The sequence below is a fragment of the Labilibaculum euxinicum genome, from assembly GCF_963678175.1.
GTDB classification, from domain to species: Bacteria; Bacteroidota; Bacteroidia; order Bacteroidales; family Marinifilaceae; genus Labilibaculum; species Labilibaculum euxinus.
This window is the reverse complement of the sequence record NZ_OY782756.1, coordinates 1,615,513-1,630,712: the sequence shown is the minus strand read 5'-3', so window position 1 is coordinate 1,630,712 and position 15,200 is coordinate 1,615,513. Positions and strand designations below refer to the sequence as shown.

The following is a 15,200-nucleotide window of genomic DNA, read 5'->3' as shown; positions in this document are numbered from 1 at the left end:
ATGAAGAAACCTGAATTTCACATTTTAGTTTGCAATTCATTTCGAATTGCAGGAGAAGCGCAAGGATATTGCAATAAAAACGGATCAGTAGACATGGTTCAATATCTTATGGAAGAATGTGCAGACAGAGGTATAGACGCGACAGTTTCAACCACCGGCTGCCTAAATGTTTGCTCACAAGGTCCGGTAATGGTAGTTCATCCAAACAACCTATGGTATGGAGGCGTAACACCGGATCGAATTGATGAAATTCTGGATGCTCTGGAAGAAGGCGAAGCTGTTACCGAATATTTAATTGCCGAATAAAATTTACGTATAACACTTTAATAAAAAACACCATGCACATCATCGATACCACTCTTCGCGATGGAGAACAAGCACCCGGAGTAGTTTTCTCTCTTGAAGAAAAGCTGAAAATTGCAGCTCTGTTGGATGAGGCTGGTGTAAAAGAATTGGAAATAGGAACACCCGCCATTTCCTTAGCGGATGAAGAAGACATTAGAATCATCAACGATCAAAGGTTTCGTTTCAATGCCACCTGTTGGGCGCGGGCCTGCACCAACGATCTGCAGGCCGCTGCCCGAACGGGTGTTTCAAGAATCAATATCTCTTTCCCGGTTTCAGCAATTCATCTGGCATCGATTGGAAAAGACCGGAATTGGATGCTTGGCACCTTATCAACAATAGTTAAACAAGCTCAAAATATGTTTGAATTCGTTGCTGTCGGTGCACAAGATGCTTCCCGTTGCCAAACTGATTTGCTTGATGATTTTGTTTTTGCTGCTGAAATGCTAAAGGTGAATCGAATTCGACTGGCTGATACGGTAGGCATTATGAACCCCATGTCGGTGCAAAAACTGTTTGAAAGATATCAACATTGTTTAGACGGAACAGAATTGGAATTTCACGCTCACAACGATTTGGGAATGGCAACAGCCAATACCATTGCCGCTTTAAGTGCAGGAGCCAATGCCGTTTCTGTAACCGTGAACGGTCTTGGAGAACGAGCTGGCAATGCCGCCTTGGAAGAAGTTGTGGCGGCTATGGCATTTTCACTTTCCGAATCCAGTGGAATTAATTTAAAAAGCTGTATTCAGCTTTGCGAATTTGTAGAAATGGCTTCCGGACGAAGAAACTCAGAATCAAAACCCATTTCAGGCGAAAAAGTTTACAGTCATGAATCGGGAATTCATTGCAACAGCCTTCTCAAGGATCCAATGAGTTATCATGCTTTTGACCCGCAGTTAATCGGGCAAAAAAGTCAATTTATTATAGGTAAACATTCCGGTTTGGCTGTTCTAAAAGACACCTTAAAAGAAATGGGAATTCATTTAAACAACAAGCAAAGTCAATTATTTATTGAATCTGTAAAAAAGCTCTCAGCCAGAAAAAAATCAGGCCTAAACAGGAATGAATTAAAGCAATTATACAATAACTTATTTTGCTGCTCTAATTAATTTCAACACAAAAAGACCAAATCACAAAACAAACATTCAAAAGTCAATTCTGTGGTAATATGTGGTAAATTAGGTTACTGCCAGGCTTCCTGCAAAAAGGAAGTTTGGCAGTTTTTTTATTTCTGATTAAAAAATCTCCATCTAGTCCATTGATGTTTTAAAACGTTCATCAGATTTCAATGTTTTGTGCTTTTCATCCCATTTCCGATCTAACCAACCGGATTTTATATTTTCGCGATTATCAAACTGTCCAAAAAATGGTTTAATATCCAACAAAGGTGTGCCATCCAAAACATCCGCATCCTCAACATGAAGAATATTCCCATCTATACTTATCAATTTCACAGTTGAAATACCAATTGCATTTGGTCTGCGAGGCGAACGGGTTGCAAAAACACCATGCTCTTCTGTATCCATAAAGGGGATTACTCTTAATTTGTAATCTGTTACTTTATGCAAATGGTAAAGCAAAGTAATATGAGAAAACTCCTCCAAATCTTTTAATCCATCAACAAATTCAGATTTTAATTCAACACTGGCCTTCACCCCCTTCGCTCCCATTGGCTGTATCGGCATATTTTCAAGGGTTTTATATGAAGTTCGGATAGTTCCTATGGTTTCAAATTTAATTTCTGACATCGTAACAATTTTAAAATGAACACTAAAATTAACAATTCTCACCAAAATAAAAGAGGTTGCCCCCGATAAACGAAGCAACCTCTATTGTATGCTAAATCTGTTTCAATTATTACAGATTAAATAAAATCTCATTATCCGTAAAAATTCCGGTCTATTCAAATTCATCACTATTTACTTCCATTTCTGCAATTGGTTTTAAATGTGCAGGAACCTCTTCATTAAGCTCATCGCTAAAATATGGGAATACATCCATTAGTGGACTTTCTGAAATTGCAGGAATTTCATAAGGAACAATCATTGTACTTAAGCACTCTTCCAAAAACTCATATGCCTGCTTTACATTATTAGCCTGAGTAAGCATATATTGAGTCGCTTTTTTCTCTTTTCCAGAAGCTTCATCAACATCTACAAAGGAAACCTTCGCCTTAAACCAACGATCGCCATTCTCGTTTGGATACAATTCTGTTACATTCGATTTACTGATGTTTGTAACGTTAAAATCTCCGCTGATCATTTGTTCCAATTCCTTGTGAATTCTTGCTTCAGCCTCTGTAAAAGATACAGCATCAACCAAATATGGCTCAGACACCTTTCTTTCCTTGCCAGATGCTTCATCAATTTTCACATATTTTACTTTGCACTCGAACCAATTATTTGTCATCATATTCTATTATTTTTTTTGATTAACAAAGATAAAATAATCATCCGCTAATTTTAGTCTGATTAAAAAAAACAAAGGGAATAACTTTTCAGTTATTCCCTTTTTGTAGCGAGAGGCGGGCTTGAACCGCCGACCTCGTGATTATGAATCACGCGCTCTAACCAGCTGAGCTACCTCGCCGTTTTTGCTGGATTGCGGTGCAAATATAATTGCATTTTAGTTCTAAAAAAAATCTTTTAATTGGAAATTGAATCAAGCTTCGGTTTAAATAGGGCAAACTATCTCAATAACAGAAATATTACACTTAAAATTTATTTTATTTTTTTCCAAAAAAGCAAATAATCCTTACTCAATTAAAAAAAACAGGCCAAAAATATGAACCAATTTCGTATCTAAAAGTAGTCTGCCTGCCACAATTTAATCGTAAAACAGCCTCCTCCCGTTAAATATCGAAATATCCCGATTCAAATCAATTCTCGAAGACTGGAAATATGTCAGAATCAAATCCCGTTTGGTTCTGCATTTTAATAAAAAAACAAAGGGAATAACTCTTCAGTCATTCCCTTTTTGTAGCGAGAGGCGGGCTTGAACCGCCGACCTCGTGATTATGAATCACGCGCTCTAACCAGCTGAGCTACCTCGCCGTTTTTCTAACGAGGTGCAAATATAAAATCCTTTTTCATTTAAAAAAAATCCTCACCCTTTTTTTTCTAAAAAGTTTAGAATTGCAATCTCTAAAACTTATTTCTTAAATTTTCCTTATATTACTAGAATTAAACTATTGATAAAATAAAAAGCACAGAGCAATATGAGAATCCGGCAAGTTTTAATCCTGTTTTTTTTTATTCCATATTCTTAAGTATCTTGCGAAAAATTTCAGTAGTAACTTACAATTCACGTTTTTAGTTAGAAAAAATCCAGTATTTTGGGTTATATGAAAAAGCTATAAACTTGTATAAATGGTTTTTACATATTTACATCTAATTATTTTACTAAATCAAAGCCCGTCCAATGCAACAATTTGAACTCGAATATGTGCTCCATGCCTCACAGAAAGTAATTTACGATAGATTAAGCAGTGCTAGTGGTTTATCAGAATGGTTTGCTGATGATGTTAATCAAAAAGGAAAAATTTTTACTTTCATTTGGGAAGGTTCCGAACAACAAGCAGAATTACTAATGAAAAAAGACAATCGCCTTGTGCGTTTTCATTGGTTAGACAGTGATGATGATGATAGCTTCTTCGAATTCAAAATTGAAATAGATGCTTTAACCAACGATTTATCTCTAATCATTACAGATTATGCTGAAGAAGATGAGGTTGATGAAGGGATAGAATTATGGGACTCTCAGATTTCAGAGCTAAAACAAGTTTTAGGTATATGATTTTTTAACACTCCACATTTACGAAACCTAATTAAAATACCTTATTTTTGTATTCCTCAAGACCAGTCTCATCGTGTTATTGGTCTTGTTTTGTATGGAACAAATCGTGAAGTTTCAACAAACATGATTTACTAATCTGGTTGAAAGATATTTTAGATTCCATTTATCAACCAAAATGGCAAGGAATGAAAAGATTGCATTCATTTATTTTAAAAAGCTTTTTAGGGCCTCTGGCATTTACCTTTTTCGTCTGCATGTTTGTGTTACTCATGCAATTTTTATGGCGCTACATAGATGAATTGGTAGGAAAAGGTCTGGACTGGACTGTTATTGCAGAATTTCTATTTTATGTTTCGGCGACTTTAGTGCCAATGGCACTTCCTTTGGCTATTCTATTAGCCTCCATAATGACCTTCGGCAATATGGGTGAAAATTACGAACTTATAGCAATGAAAGCGGCTGGAATATCCTTACAAAGGATCATGAAACCATTAACCATTCTAATTATCCTGATTAGTTTAGGTGCGTTCTATTTCTCCAACAATATAATGCCTATTGCTTCCCTTAAAACAACAACCTTACTGCGCGATATTAAAAGACAAAACCCTGAATTAATTCTTAAGGAGGGAATATTCACTAACGACTTACCAAAATTTAGTGTTAAGGTTGGAAAAATAAATAAAAATACAGGAATGATGTATGATCTTTTGATCTATGATCATCGTGAAAATCTAGGCAATACAGATGTAACCGTAGCTGATTCGGGAACTATGGTAACTTCAGCTGACAAGCTAACCATGAATCTTACGCTTTACAGTGGTAACATTTATCAGGAAGTAAAACAAAGACCCCGAAACAGAAACAAAAATCATCCTTCCCGAAGAATAAAATTTAGAGTATTTAAACAAAATATTTCGTTGCCGGGCACAGATTTAAAGAGAACTGACGAAAATGTTTACAAAAACAGTTACAGAATGCTGAATTTGGGACAATTGGTAAATCAGGAAGACTCTCTTGAACTCAACCTAAAAAAGGAAAAAGATAATTTTACTAAAAGTTTGCTTGCCAGACATTATTTTCAAAAAGAACCTAAGAACTTATTAAGGGACTCAATAAAATCCGTCTTGATTACAGAAAAGATACAAGATGCTGATTCCTTGTTCAATAAACTTTCCTTATCAAAAAAGCTTACTACAATTAGTTATGCTTTAAACAAAGGCAGAAAAGCCCGTGAAAATATTTCCAGAAAAGACGGCGAATTTTCAGGTCAAATTAAATGGATTAGAAAATACACCAACGAATGGCATCGCAAATTCACATTGCCTTTTGCCTGCTTTATTTTTTTCTTTATTGGAGCGCCTCTTGGAGCAATCATCAGAAAAGGCGGATTGGGTATGCCGGTAATTATCTCGATTTTATTTTTTATTGTATACTACATTATTTCGATGACAGCAGAACGTTTTTCAAAAGAATTGGTTCTTGAACCGGTTTGGGGCATGTGGATGTCTTCACTAATCGTTCTGCCTTTAGGAATAATTCTTACTTATAAGGCAACAACCGACTCCACGGTATTCAATATTGAGAATTATATTGATTTCTTTAAGAAAATTAATCCTCTTAAATTTTTTAAGAAAAAAGATGCATAAACTATCCCTCATTTTAGGATTACTTTTTATTCTTATATCAGGTTCCTGCAGCACTTCAGAGCCACCGCAAAATAAGGAAGTAGATGAATTCATTAATAAATGGCACAAAGCTGCAGCTGAGGCAGAATTAACATCCTATTTTGATATGATGAGTGAAAATGCCATTTATATTGGCACAGATGCAGGCGAACGCTGGACTAAAAAAGAATTTTTCGCATTCTGCGAACCTCACTTTTTAAAAGGAAAAACCTGGGATTTTAAACCTTTCGACCGACAAATATATTTCTCCGACGATAACAAAACCATCTGGTTTGATGAATTACTAAATACATGGATGGGCGTTTGTCGGGGATCAGGCGTAATTGTTCTTGAAAATGGAGAACTTAAAATTTCACATTATCATCTGTCAGTCACTATTAAGAATGAAAAGATGAACGAATTTTTACTAATCAATCAGGAATAGCATGTTCGACGACTTAAAACCAGATATAGATTATACGATGAGTCCCGACGGATATAGAATACTTTCGAAAAAGTATTTGACGGAAAGAGGATATTGCTGTGGAAACGGATGCAAAAACTGCCCCTATTTCCCAAAACACAACAAAGGAAACAGAATATTAAAAGAGTAAGGAATTATGAATAAACTTCGAATTGTATACATGGGTACACCCGAATTTGCCGTTGCTCCTCTTGAAGCCTTACTAAATGCAGGATGCAATGTTGTCGGTGTAATTACAAACCCTGACAAACCTGCCGGCAGAGGTCAACAAATTCAGGAAGCTGCAGTGAAAAAATTCGCAGTAGAAAAAGGACTAAAAATTCTTCAGCCCGAAAAATTTCGAAATGAAGAATTTCTGGAAGAATTAAAAGCATTAAAAGCTGACCTTCAAGTAGTAGTTGCATTTAAAATGCTTCCTGAAATGGTATGGAATATGCCAAAATACGGAACGTTAAACCTTCACGCATCACTTCTTCCTCAGTACAGAGGCGCTGCACCGATCAATTGGGCTATTATTAACGGAGACAAAGAAACAGGTGTTTCAACCTTCCTGCTTCAGCATAAAATTGATACTGGCAATATCCTGTTTCAGGAAAAAATTCCGATTGGAGATAATGATAACGTAGAAGTTATTCATGATAAATTAATGACTGTTGGTTCTGAACTGGTTGTTAAAACTGTTCATGCCATAGAAGCAGGAGAATATCCTCAGATTCCTCAGGAAAATTTATCTGATGAAGTAATTGCATTAAAATCGGCACCAAAAATTTTCAAAGAAGATTGTAAAATTGATTGGACTAAAGATTTGGACTCAATTCATAACTTGATTCGCGGATTAAGCCCTTATCCGGCATCATGGACCGAGTTAATTCCTAATGAAACAGGAAAAGCAATTGGACTTAAAGTTTTCACAACAGAAAAAGAAAAAACAAATCACAGTGAAGAAATCGGCCGTATCGTTACTGATGGCAAATCCTATTTAAAGGTAGCAGTAAACGGAGGTTTTATTTCCATTAAAATGTTGCAGCAGGCAGGTAAAAAACGAATGAAAACTGAGGATTTCCTCCGGGGATTTCAACAAATAAAGAACTATCATTTATAAAATACAAGGAAGCTTTTTCAGCTTCCTTTTTTTACGCTCACCAAATAAAAAAGCAGACTCCCCAATTATTCTTTTATTTTCGAAAACATTTTCGTAAATTCTCTATAGCTCTAGTTTGGTTTTCAACAAGTTAAATTCCCGATTAGATTATATTCACACAGCTGCCGGAATAATATTCTCATCCTCTCACCTCTTCCCCATAGAGACTATATTCTTTTGCGCTTCATCATGTGCCAATTCTACATTTTGATATGCTATAATATCTTACCTAGATAAACTTATAATTTATGATAACGCGCATTTTTGATTTACTGGAAAATTACAGAAAAAACTTTCCGGACAAAAGAGATGCCTTTGCTAAAAAAGAAAAAGACGGATGGATACCGTTTTCAACTGAGCAATACCTTACTTATTCGGATTATATAAGCTATGCTCTGCTGGAAAATGGCATTAAAAAGAATGATTGCGTTATTACAATAACCAACAACAGACCTGAATGGAATTTTGTTGATATGGGGCTGGCACAAATTGGTGCTGTGCATGTTCCCTTATATCCAACAATAAATACCAAAAGTTACGATTACATTATTCTGCAATGCCAGCCAGTTGCCATTTTTGTAGCTAATCATGTTTTATATGAAAAGATTGCACCTCTGCTAAACAATCATCCATCAGTAAAATTTGTGTATTCATTTGAAAAAATAAAATCAGTTGCTCACTGGAGCAGCTTATTGGAAATTGGCGAAAAGGCTGAAAACAAAATGCAAAAAGAGCTGTTGGCGATAAAAGATAGTATTCAGCCTGATGATTTAGTGACCATTATTTATACATCCGGAACTACAGGAAATCCTAAAGGTGTTATGCTTTCTCACAGCAATTTTATAAGTAATGTTTTGGCGTCTGCTGCCAGTTTAAATTTAGATTCATCTCACAAAACTTTGAGTTTTCTGCCAATTAACCATGTTTACGAACGAATGGTAAATTACCAGTATCAATACAAAGGAATTAGTATTTACTACGCCGAAAGCATGGATACCATTGGTGACAATTTACGCGAACTAAAGCCTCATGGTTTTGCTACTGTTCCTCGTTTGCTCGAAAAAGTATATGATAAAATCATGGCAAAGGGGAAAAGTCAGCCTTTTTTAAAGAAAGCAATTTTCTTATGGGCTGTTAACCTCGGCCAAAAATATGAGTTGAATCGGGCAAATGGCTGGTGGTATGAATTCAAATTGAAAATTGTGCGTAAACTGGTTTTCAGCAAATGGCAGGAAGCCTTAGGCGGAAATATCAAATTCATGTGCTCTGGAGGTGCCCCTTTGCAAGTTCGTTTAGAGCGGCTTTTTTGGGCTGCGGGAATTCCTGTTCAAGAGGGATATGGACTGACAGAAACATCACCAATTATCTCGGCAAATCAGAATTCTTATCCTAACGTGAGGTTTGGTACTGTGGGACCGGTATTAAAAGGTGTAGAAGTTAAAATTGCGGAGGATGGTGAAATTTTGGTCCGCGGACCGAACGTAATGCTTGGCTACTATAAAAATCCTGAACTAACAAAGGAAGTTCTGGAAGAAGATGGTTGGTTTCATACGGGAGATATTGGTTGTTGGGAGGATGAACGTTTTTTAAAAATTACTGATCGAAAAAAAGAAATGTTTAAAACATCCGGAGGAATATATATTGCTCCGCAGGAAATTGAAAACAGACTTAAAGAATCTCCATTTATTGATCAAAGTATTGTTTGTGGTGAATTTAAAAGATTCCCTTCCGTGATCATTTCACCTGACTTTGTATTTCTAAAAGAATATTGCAGACGTAAGAAAATACCATTTGAGAGTGCTGATCAGATCATTTACAACCAGAAAATTCAAGTTCGTATCTGGAAAGAAATTCAAAAAATGAATGTTAATCTGGATCGTCCGAAAAAAATTAAAAGTTTCAGATTGGTTCCTCATGTTTGGACTCCTGAAACAGGAGAACTCTCGCCTACTCTAAAGCTAAAGCGTACCGTTTTAAAAATTAAATATCAATTGATAATTGAAGAAATTTATTCCTAACACACACTTAAAACACTATATATGCATCGTAAAATAAGGAAAGTTGCCGTTTTGGGAGCCGGTGTTATGGGTGCCCAAATCGCCTGTCATTTTGCAAATATTGGTCTGGAAGTTCTTTTGTTGGATATGCCTCCAAAGGAATTAAATGCTGAAGAAGAAAAAGCAGGTTACTCTCTTGAACATCCTAAAGTAAGGAATCGAATTGTAAACCAAATGCTTGGGAAAACCTTAAAAATGAACCCAGCCCCTTTGTATTTAAAGAGTTTTGCAAAACGGATTTTAACCGGAAATTTTGAAAACGATCTTCATAGAATTCAAGATTGTGATTGGGTGATAGAGGTCATCATCGAAAATTTAGGAATCAAGCAAAAATTATATACCCGCATTGAGGAATTTAGAAAAGCAGGCTCCTTAATTACAAGCAATACTTCAGGAATTCCAATTGAAATGTTATTGGAGGGAAGATCGGATGATTTTAAACAATCATTCTGCGGTACGCATTTTTTCAATCCTCCAAGATATCTCAAACTTCTGGAGATCATTCCTTCAACACACACATCACAGGAAGTAATCGGTTTCCTTACCGAATTTGGAGAAAAGCATCTGGGAAAAACAGTAGTGATTTGTAAAGATACACCTGCCTTTATTGCCAACAGAATCGGCGTGTACTCCATGATGTCGGTATTTCATCTGATGAAAGAATTCGACCTTTCGGTGGAAGAAACAGATAAATTGACCGGCCCTATTATCGGAAGGCCAAAATCAGCCACATTCCGCACCTGCGATGTTGTTGGTTTGGATACTTTAGTTCTCGTGGCTCAAAACCTAAAAAAAGCACTTGCTCATGATGAATCAAAAGATGTTTTTGAGATTCCTGATTTCATTCAAAAATTAATGGAAAACCAATGGTTGGGGGCAAAAACCGGACAAGGGTTTTATAAAAAGATCAAGAATGAAGAGGGAATCAGTGAAATCCTTAGTCTGAACTTATCCAACTTTGAATATCAAAGCAAACAACAAATAAAATTTGCAGAATTTGAGGCTGCCAAGGCCATTCCTCATCTGAACGACAGATTTAAACTGCTGTTAAAAGGAGACGGAAAAGTCAGTCAATTCTACCGCAAATTATTTTTAGGTTTATTCGCCTACGTATCAAATCGAATCCCAGAAATATCAGATGAAATTTACAAGATTGATGAAGCCATATGTACAGGTTTTGCATGGGAAATGGGGCCGTTCGAAATATGGGATGCCCTGGGATTGAAAAAGACCATTCCCATGATGGAAGAACTGGGATATAAACCTGCAGACTGGATTTATAAAATGGCAGAAAAAGATCAGAAATTCTATCAGCTTAAAGCTGGAAACAAACAATACTTTGATGTTGATTCTGAAAATTACATGACCATCCCGGGAACGGAAGAATTAGTCGTACTCAACAATCTTCGCCCTACTCACAGCATATGGAGCAACGAAGGCTGCAGTATTATCGATTTGGGTGATGGCGTTATTAATCTGGAATTCCACACCAAAATGAATACCATTGGAAGTGAGATTATTCAGGGAATTAACAAAGCCATTGAACTGGCCGAAACGGAATACAAAGCACTGATCATCTCCAACGAAGGGGAAAACTTCTCTGCCGGGGCAAATATCGGTCTGGTATTTATGCTGGCCATCGAACAGGAGTTTGAAGAACTGGACATGGTTGTCAGAACCTTTCAAAATACCATGCTGAAACTGAAATATACATCAGTTCCGGTGATTGCCGCTCCTCATGGAATGACTTTGGGCGGCGGATGCGAAGTTTGCATGCACTCCGATAAGGTAATTGCTCACGCCGAAACCTATATGGGATTAGTAGAATTGGGCGTTGGCGTAATTCCTGCGGGCGGAGGTACCAAAGAATTTGCCTATCGCCTTTCGAAAGAAATGGCTGCAGATGACATTAGAACCAACCGTTTCCGGGATAAATTTTTGACTATCGGACAAGCAAAAGTATCTACATCGGGGTACGAGGCCTTCGAATTAGGATACCTGCGAAAAGATGTAGATGAAGTGATTGTGAGCAGAAAGCACCAGTTGCTTTACGCTAAAAAAGCAGCTCTGCTGATGTGCGAAAAAGGCTACACTCCTCCTCTGCCTGTCAAAGACATTAGAGTATTGGGTGCAGAAGGACTGGCCTTGGTTTATTCGGGAGCCGACGGAATGGAAGTTGGCAATTACATTTCGGAGTACGATAAATATCTCTCCATTGAACTTGGGAAAGTATTGAGTGGTGGAGAACTGAGCGAACCTGCAGAAGTTTCGGAGAACTACATGCTGAATTTAGAACGGCTTGCTTTTGTGAAACTATGTCAGCAAAAGAAAACCCTGGAGCGAATGCAAAGTCTGTTGCAAAAAGGCAAAATTCTTCGAAACTAAGTACCCGGTACTCACAACAAAAAGCAAAAATATGAACGCATATATAGTAGCCGCCTACCGAAGCCCTGTAGGCAAAGCAAAAAAAGGAAATCTGAGATTTATTCGTCCGGATGATATGGCAGCCCAGGTAGTTCAGCACATCATGAAAGAGGTGCCAAATTTGGATACAGCAATGGTAGATGATGTGATTGTTGGAAATGCAACTCCTGAGGCAGAACAGGGATTAAATGTTGGCCGTATGATTGCCCTATTGGGATTGGACAATGTGCAGGTGCCAGGAATGACCGTGAACCGGTATTGCTCATCGGGATTGGAGAGCATAGCCATTGCGGCCTCGAAAATTGAGGCCGGTCTGGCCGATTGCATCTTTGCCGGTGGTGTTGAAATGATGTCCTTAATGCCGATGGGCGGATGGCGCTTGGTGCCCAATCTTGGAATTGCAAAATCTCATCCAGATTGGTACTGGAACATGGGAATTACTGCTGAAGCTCTTCAGGTGAAATACAACATATCCCGAAAAGAGCAGGATGAATTTGCATTTCACTCTCACCGAAAAGCGCTGGAAGCACAGGCTCATAATCGTTTTTCGGACGAAATTGTTCCCATTCACGTGCTGGAGACTTTTGTAAATGGACAGGACAAAGCACAAACCAAAGAACACATTATTAATGTGGACGAAGGACCTAGATTGGGAACAACAGAAGAGGCTTTAAATAAATTAAGACCTGTTTTTGCTCAAGGGGGAAGTGTTACCGCAGGCAACTCATCGCAGACCTCGGATGGTGCAGCATTTGTTTTGGTGGTATCCGAAAAAATGCTGAAACAGCTGAATGCGGAACCAATAGCTCGCTTTGTTTCCTATTCTGTTGCCGGAGTGGAACCAAAACACATGGGGATTGGTCCCGTAGAGGCCATTCCAAAGGTTTTGAAACGATCTGGTTTAGCAATGAATCAAATTGAGCAAATAGAGCTGAACGAAGCTTTCGCAGTACAGGCACTTGCCGTGATAAAAGAATTGAGCCTGAATCCTGAAATCATCAATGTAAATGGTGGTGCCATTGCTCTTGGCCATCCCCTTGGCTGCACAGGCACGAAATTATCCGTGCAGCTGCTTCACGAAATGAAAAAGCGCAGGCAAAAATACGGCATGGTTACCATGTGTATTGGTTCGGGACAAGGAGCTGCGGGAATTTTTGAGATGATGTAAAACTACCCCCAACCCCCTAAAAGGGGCTAGTTCTTCTTCAAAGATAATTGACATTGTTTTTTCAAAGTCCCCTTTAGGGGATTTAGGAGTGAGAAAAATAACTCTAAACTCATTAAAGATGGAAAAGATAAAAACAGTAAAAGGCGGACAATTCTTAGTGAAAGAAACCTGTCCTCAGGATATTTTTATTCCTGAAGAAATTTCGGAAGAGCAAAAAATGATCATGGAAACTTGTCATGATTTTCAAGAAAAAGAAATTCTTCCTCTATTGGATGAAATCGACAGTCAGAAAGAAGGATTAATGACCTCCCTCATGGATAAAGCAGGTGAGTTAGGCCTTTTAGGCATTGCCGTTCCGGAAGAATACGGTGGTTTCGGTCAGGATCTGAATACCTCGATGCTGAGTACCGAAATTATGGGAACCTACAGCTCTTTTGCTGTTGCCTACGCCGCACATGTGGGTATTGGCACCCTTCCAATTTTGTATTACGGAACCAAAGAACAAAAAGAAAGGTATTTACCACTGCTGGCAAGCGGTGAAGCTAAAGGAGCCTATTGTTTAACTGAACCCGGAGCGGGTTCGGATGCCAATTCAGGAAAAAGTAAAGCCATACTTTCGGCTGACGGATCTCACTATGTTTTAAACGGGCAAAAAATGTGGATCACCAATGCCGGCTTTGCGGACATCTACACCGTTTTTGCCAAGATCGATGATGATAAAAACCTTAGTGCGTTTATTGTTGAGAAAACTTTTAACGGTATCAAGCTCGGACTGGAAGAAAAAAAGATGGGGATTAAAGGCTCATCGACCTGCATGATGTTTTTTGAAGATTGTAAAGTTCCGGCAGAAAATCTGCTTGGCGAACGTGGCGAAGGTTTTAAAATCGCCTTAAATATTCTGAACAACGGCAGAATAAAATTGGCTGCCGCCGTTTTAGGTGCAGGCAAAAAAATAATTACCCATTCAATTACCTATGCCAATGAGCGCATACAATTCGGACAGGCCATTGCTAATTTTGGTGCCATACAATACAAAATTGCAGAACAGGCAATCCGAACTTATACGGTTGAATCGGCCATTTACCGCTGTAGCAACGACATACAAAATGCAATGCTTCATTTACTTGAAGAAGGAATACCGAAAGAAAAAGCTGTTATTCAGGCTCAAAAAGAATTTGCTGCCGAAGCTGCCATTCTAAAAGTGGCAGCATCCGAAGCTTTGGACTATGTAACCGATGAAGGTGTTCAGATTTATGGCGGAATGGGCTACTCTTCCGAAGCACCAATGGAGCGCGCTTACCGCGATTCGCGTATCAATCGGATTTTTGAAGGAACCAATGAGATAAACCGAATGCTGATTGTTGACTTTTTATTGCGCAAAGCATTCAAAAATGAATTGCCTCTTTTATCGGCAGCCCAAAACGTTGTGAAAGAATTAATGGCAATTCCTGAATTTGGCGAAGAAGATACATCTCTGTTGGCCAGAGAAAGCAAATTAATAGTCGGTTTTAAGAAAAGTGCCCTGTTAATTGCAGGAGCTGCGACGCAAAAATTCATGCAAAAACTAAGCAGTGAACAGGAAATACTAATGAATATTTCTGATATCATTACCGATTGCTATCAGGCAGAATCACTTTTATTGCGCGTGAAAAAGCTGATTGAGTTAAAAGGCGAAGAAGCATGTACTGAACAAGTAGCCATGTGTGAGGTCTTTTTTTATGATGCTGCCGATCGCATTCATAAAAATGCCAAAGATGCAGCAAATTCGATAACTCAGGGCGATGAATTAAGAATGATGCTTTTGGGTTTGAAACGATTCACAAAACACTCCGGACTCAACAGCAAAGAAAAGCGCCGGTTAATCGCGGGTAAATTGATTGAAGAAAACAAATATTGTTTCTGATAACAGTAGATCGTTAGATGTTAGGAATGAGATATTGGATGGATTTGCAATATGCCTCTTCTTAACCTTTACACCGAAATATCCATTGAGAAAAACACTCTTTTAAATGTAGAGGAACTTTTTAGTACTGGGAAAGCACTTTTAAGCATAGGGAGTTCACTTTTAAGTACCGGGAATTTTAATGCCGGGACTTGCTTTTTGACAGAAGGGTAAACC

Annotated in this window: 13 protein-coding genes and 2 tRNA genes; 11 read left to right on the top strand and 4 right to left on the bottom strand. The window is 37.9% G+C overall.

The window, feature by feature from the left end; translation table 11 throughout:
- Positions 1-306 (top strand): (2Fe-2S) ferredoxin domain-containing protein, encoded by a 306-nt coding sequence (locus tag ACY0M5_RS06895; RefSeq protein ID WP_156195217.1) that lies wholly within the window; start codon positions 1-3, stop codon positions 304-306.
- A 32-nt stretch (positions 307-338) separates the two neighbouring features.
- Entirely contained in the window at positions 339-1,457 is a 1,119-nt protein-coding gene (locus ACY0M5_RS06890) for a homocitrate synthase/isopropylmalate synthase family protein (protein ID WP_461631246.1), read from the top strand.
- A 141-nt stretch (positions 1,458-1,598) separates the two neighbouring features.
- On the opposite strand, the gene tsaA is transcribed toward ACY0M5_RS06890, so the two are convergent.
- The 4 genes from tsaA to ACY0M5_RS06870 all read right to left on the bottom strand — a co-directional run bounded on the left by tsaA (position 1,599) and on the right by ACY0M5_RS06870 (position 3,401).
- The gene (tsaA, locus tag ACY0M5_RS06885; RefSeq protein ID WP_321318281.1) at positions 1,599-2,096 is read right to left on the bottom strand and encodes a tRNA (N6-threonylcarbamoyladenosine(37)-N6)-methyltransferase TrmO; all 498 of its coding nucleotides are present in this window, start codon (positions 2,094-2,096) and stop codon (positions 1,599-1,601) included.
- A 151-nt stretch (positions 2,097-2,247) separates the two neighbouring features.
- Positions 2,248-2,760, bottom strand: a complete 513-nt coding sequence (locus ACY0M5_RS06880; protein WP_225441361.1) for a DUF4494 domain-containing protein — start codon at positions 2,758-2,760, stop codon at positions 2,248-2,250.
- 103 nt (positions 2,761-2,863) lie between these two features.
- Positions 2,864-2,937: transfer RNA gene (locus tag ACY0M5_RS06875), tRNA-Met, on the bottom strand.
- 390 nt (positions 2,938-3,327) lie between these two features.
- A tRNA-Met gene (locus tag ACY0M5_RS06870) sits at positions 3,328-3,401 on the bottom strand.
- A 367-nt stretch (positions 3,402-3,768) separates the two neighbouring features.
- On the opposite strand from ACY0M5_RS06870, the gene ACY0M5_RS06865 reads away from it, so the two are divergent.
- The 9 genes from ACY0M5_RS06865 to ACY0M5_RS06825 all read left to right on the top strand — a co-directional run bounded on the left by ACY0M5_RS06865 (position 3,769) and on the right by ACY0M5_RS06825 (position 14,984).
- Positions 3,769-4,143, top strand: a complete 375-nt coding sequence (locus ACY0M5_RS06865; protein ID WP_124992271.1) for an START-like domain-containing protein — start codon at positions 3,769-3,771, stop codon at positions 4,141-4,143.
- Between the two features lie 185 nt (positions 4,144-4,328).
- Positions 4,329-5,789, top strand: a complete 1,461-nt coding sequence (locus ACY0M5_RS06860) for an LptF/LptG family permease (RefSeq protein WP_461631245.1) — start codon at positions 4,329-4,331, stop codon at positions 5,787-5,789.
- Entirely contained in the window at positions 5,782-6,252 is a 471-nt protein-coding gene (locus ACY0M5_RS06855; RefSeq protein ID WP_124992273.1) for a nuclear transport factor 2 family protein, read from the top strand. The genes ACY0M5_RS06860 and ACY0M5_RS06855 overlap by 8 nt, the downstream gene beginning before the upstream one ends.
- 1 nt (position 6,253) lies before the next feature.
- Positions 6,254-6,421 carry a DUF5522 domain-containing protein gene (locus ACY0M5_RS06850; protein ID WP_160463433.1) on the top strand — a complete coding sequence of 56 codons (168 nt, stop codon included), beginning with the start codon at positions 6,254-6,256 and terminating at the stop codon, positions 6,419-6,421.
- 6 nt (positions 6,422-6,427) lie between these two features.
- Positions 6,428-7,393: a methionyl-tRNA formyltransferase gene (gene fmt, locus ACY0M5_RS06845; protein ID WP_124992274.1), complete on the top strand. Its 966-nt coding sequence runs from the start codon at positions 6,428-6,430 to the stop codon at positions 7,391-7,393.
- A 287-nt stretch (positions 7,394-7,680) separates the two neighbouring features.
- Positions 7,681-9,450 (top strand): AMP-dependent synthetase/ligase, encoded by a 1,770-nt coding sequence (locus tag ACY0M5_RS06840; protein ID WP_461631244.1) that lies wholly within the window; start codon positions 7,681-7,683, stop codon positions 9,448-9,450.
- Positions 9,451-9,471: 21 nt separating this feature from the next.
- Positions 9,472-11,874, top strand: coding sequence for a 3-hydroxyacyl-CoA dehydrogenase/enoyl-CoA hydratase family protein (locus ACY0M5_RS06835; RefSeq protein WP_461631243.1), 2,403 nt, complete (start codon positions 9,472-9,474; stop codon positions 11,872-11,874).
- 31 nt (positions 11,875-11,905) lie between these two features.
- Positions 11,906-13,081 (top strand): acetyl-CoA C-acyltransferase, encoded by a 1,176-nt coding sequence (locus ACY0M5_RS06830; protein ID WP_461631242.1) that lies wholly within the window; start codon positions 11,906-11,908, stop codon positions 13,079-13,081.
- A gap of 118 nt (positions 13,082-13,199) precedes the next feature.
- On the top strand, positions 13,200-14,984 hold the full coding sequence (locus ACY0M5_RS06825; RefSeq protein ID WP_461631241.1) for an acyl-CoA dehydrogenase family protein: 1,785 nt from the start codon (positions 13,200-13,202) through the stop codon (positions 14,982-14,984).
- Positions 14,985-15,200: the final 216 nt, after the last annotated feature.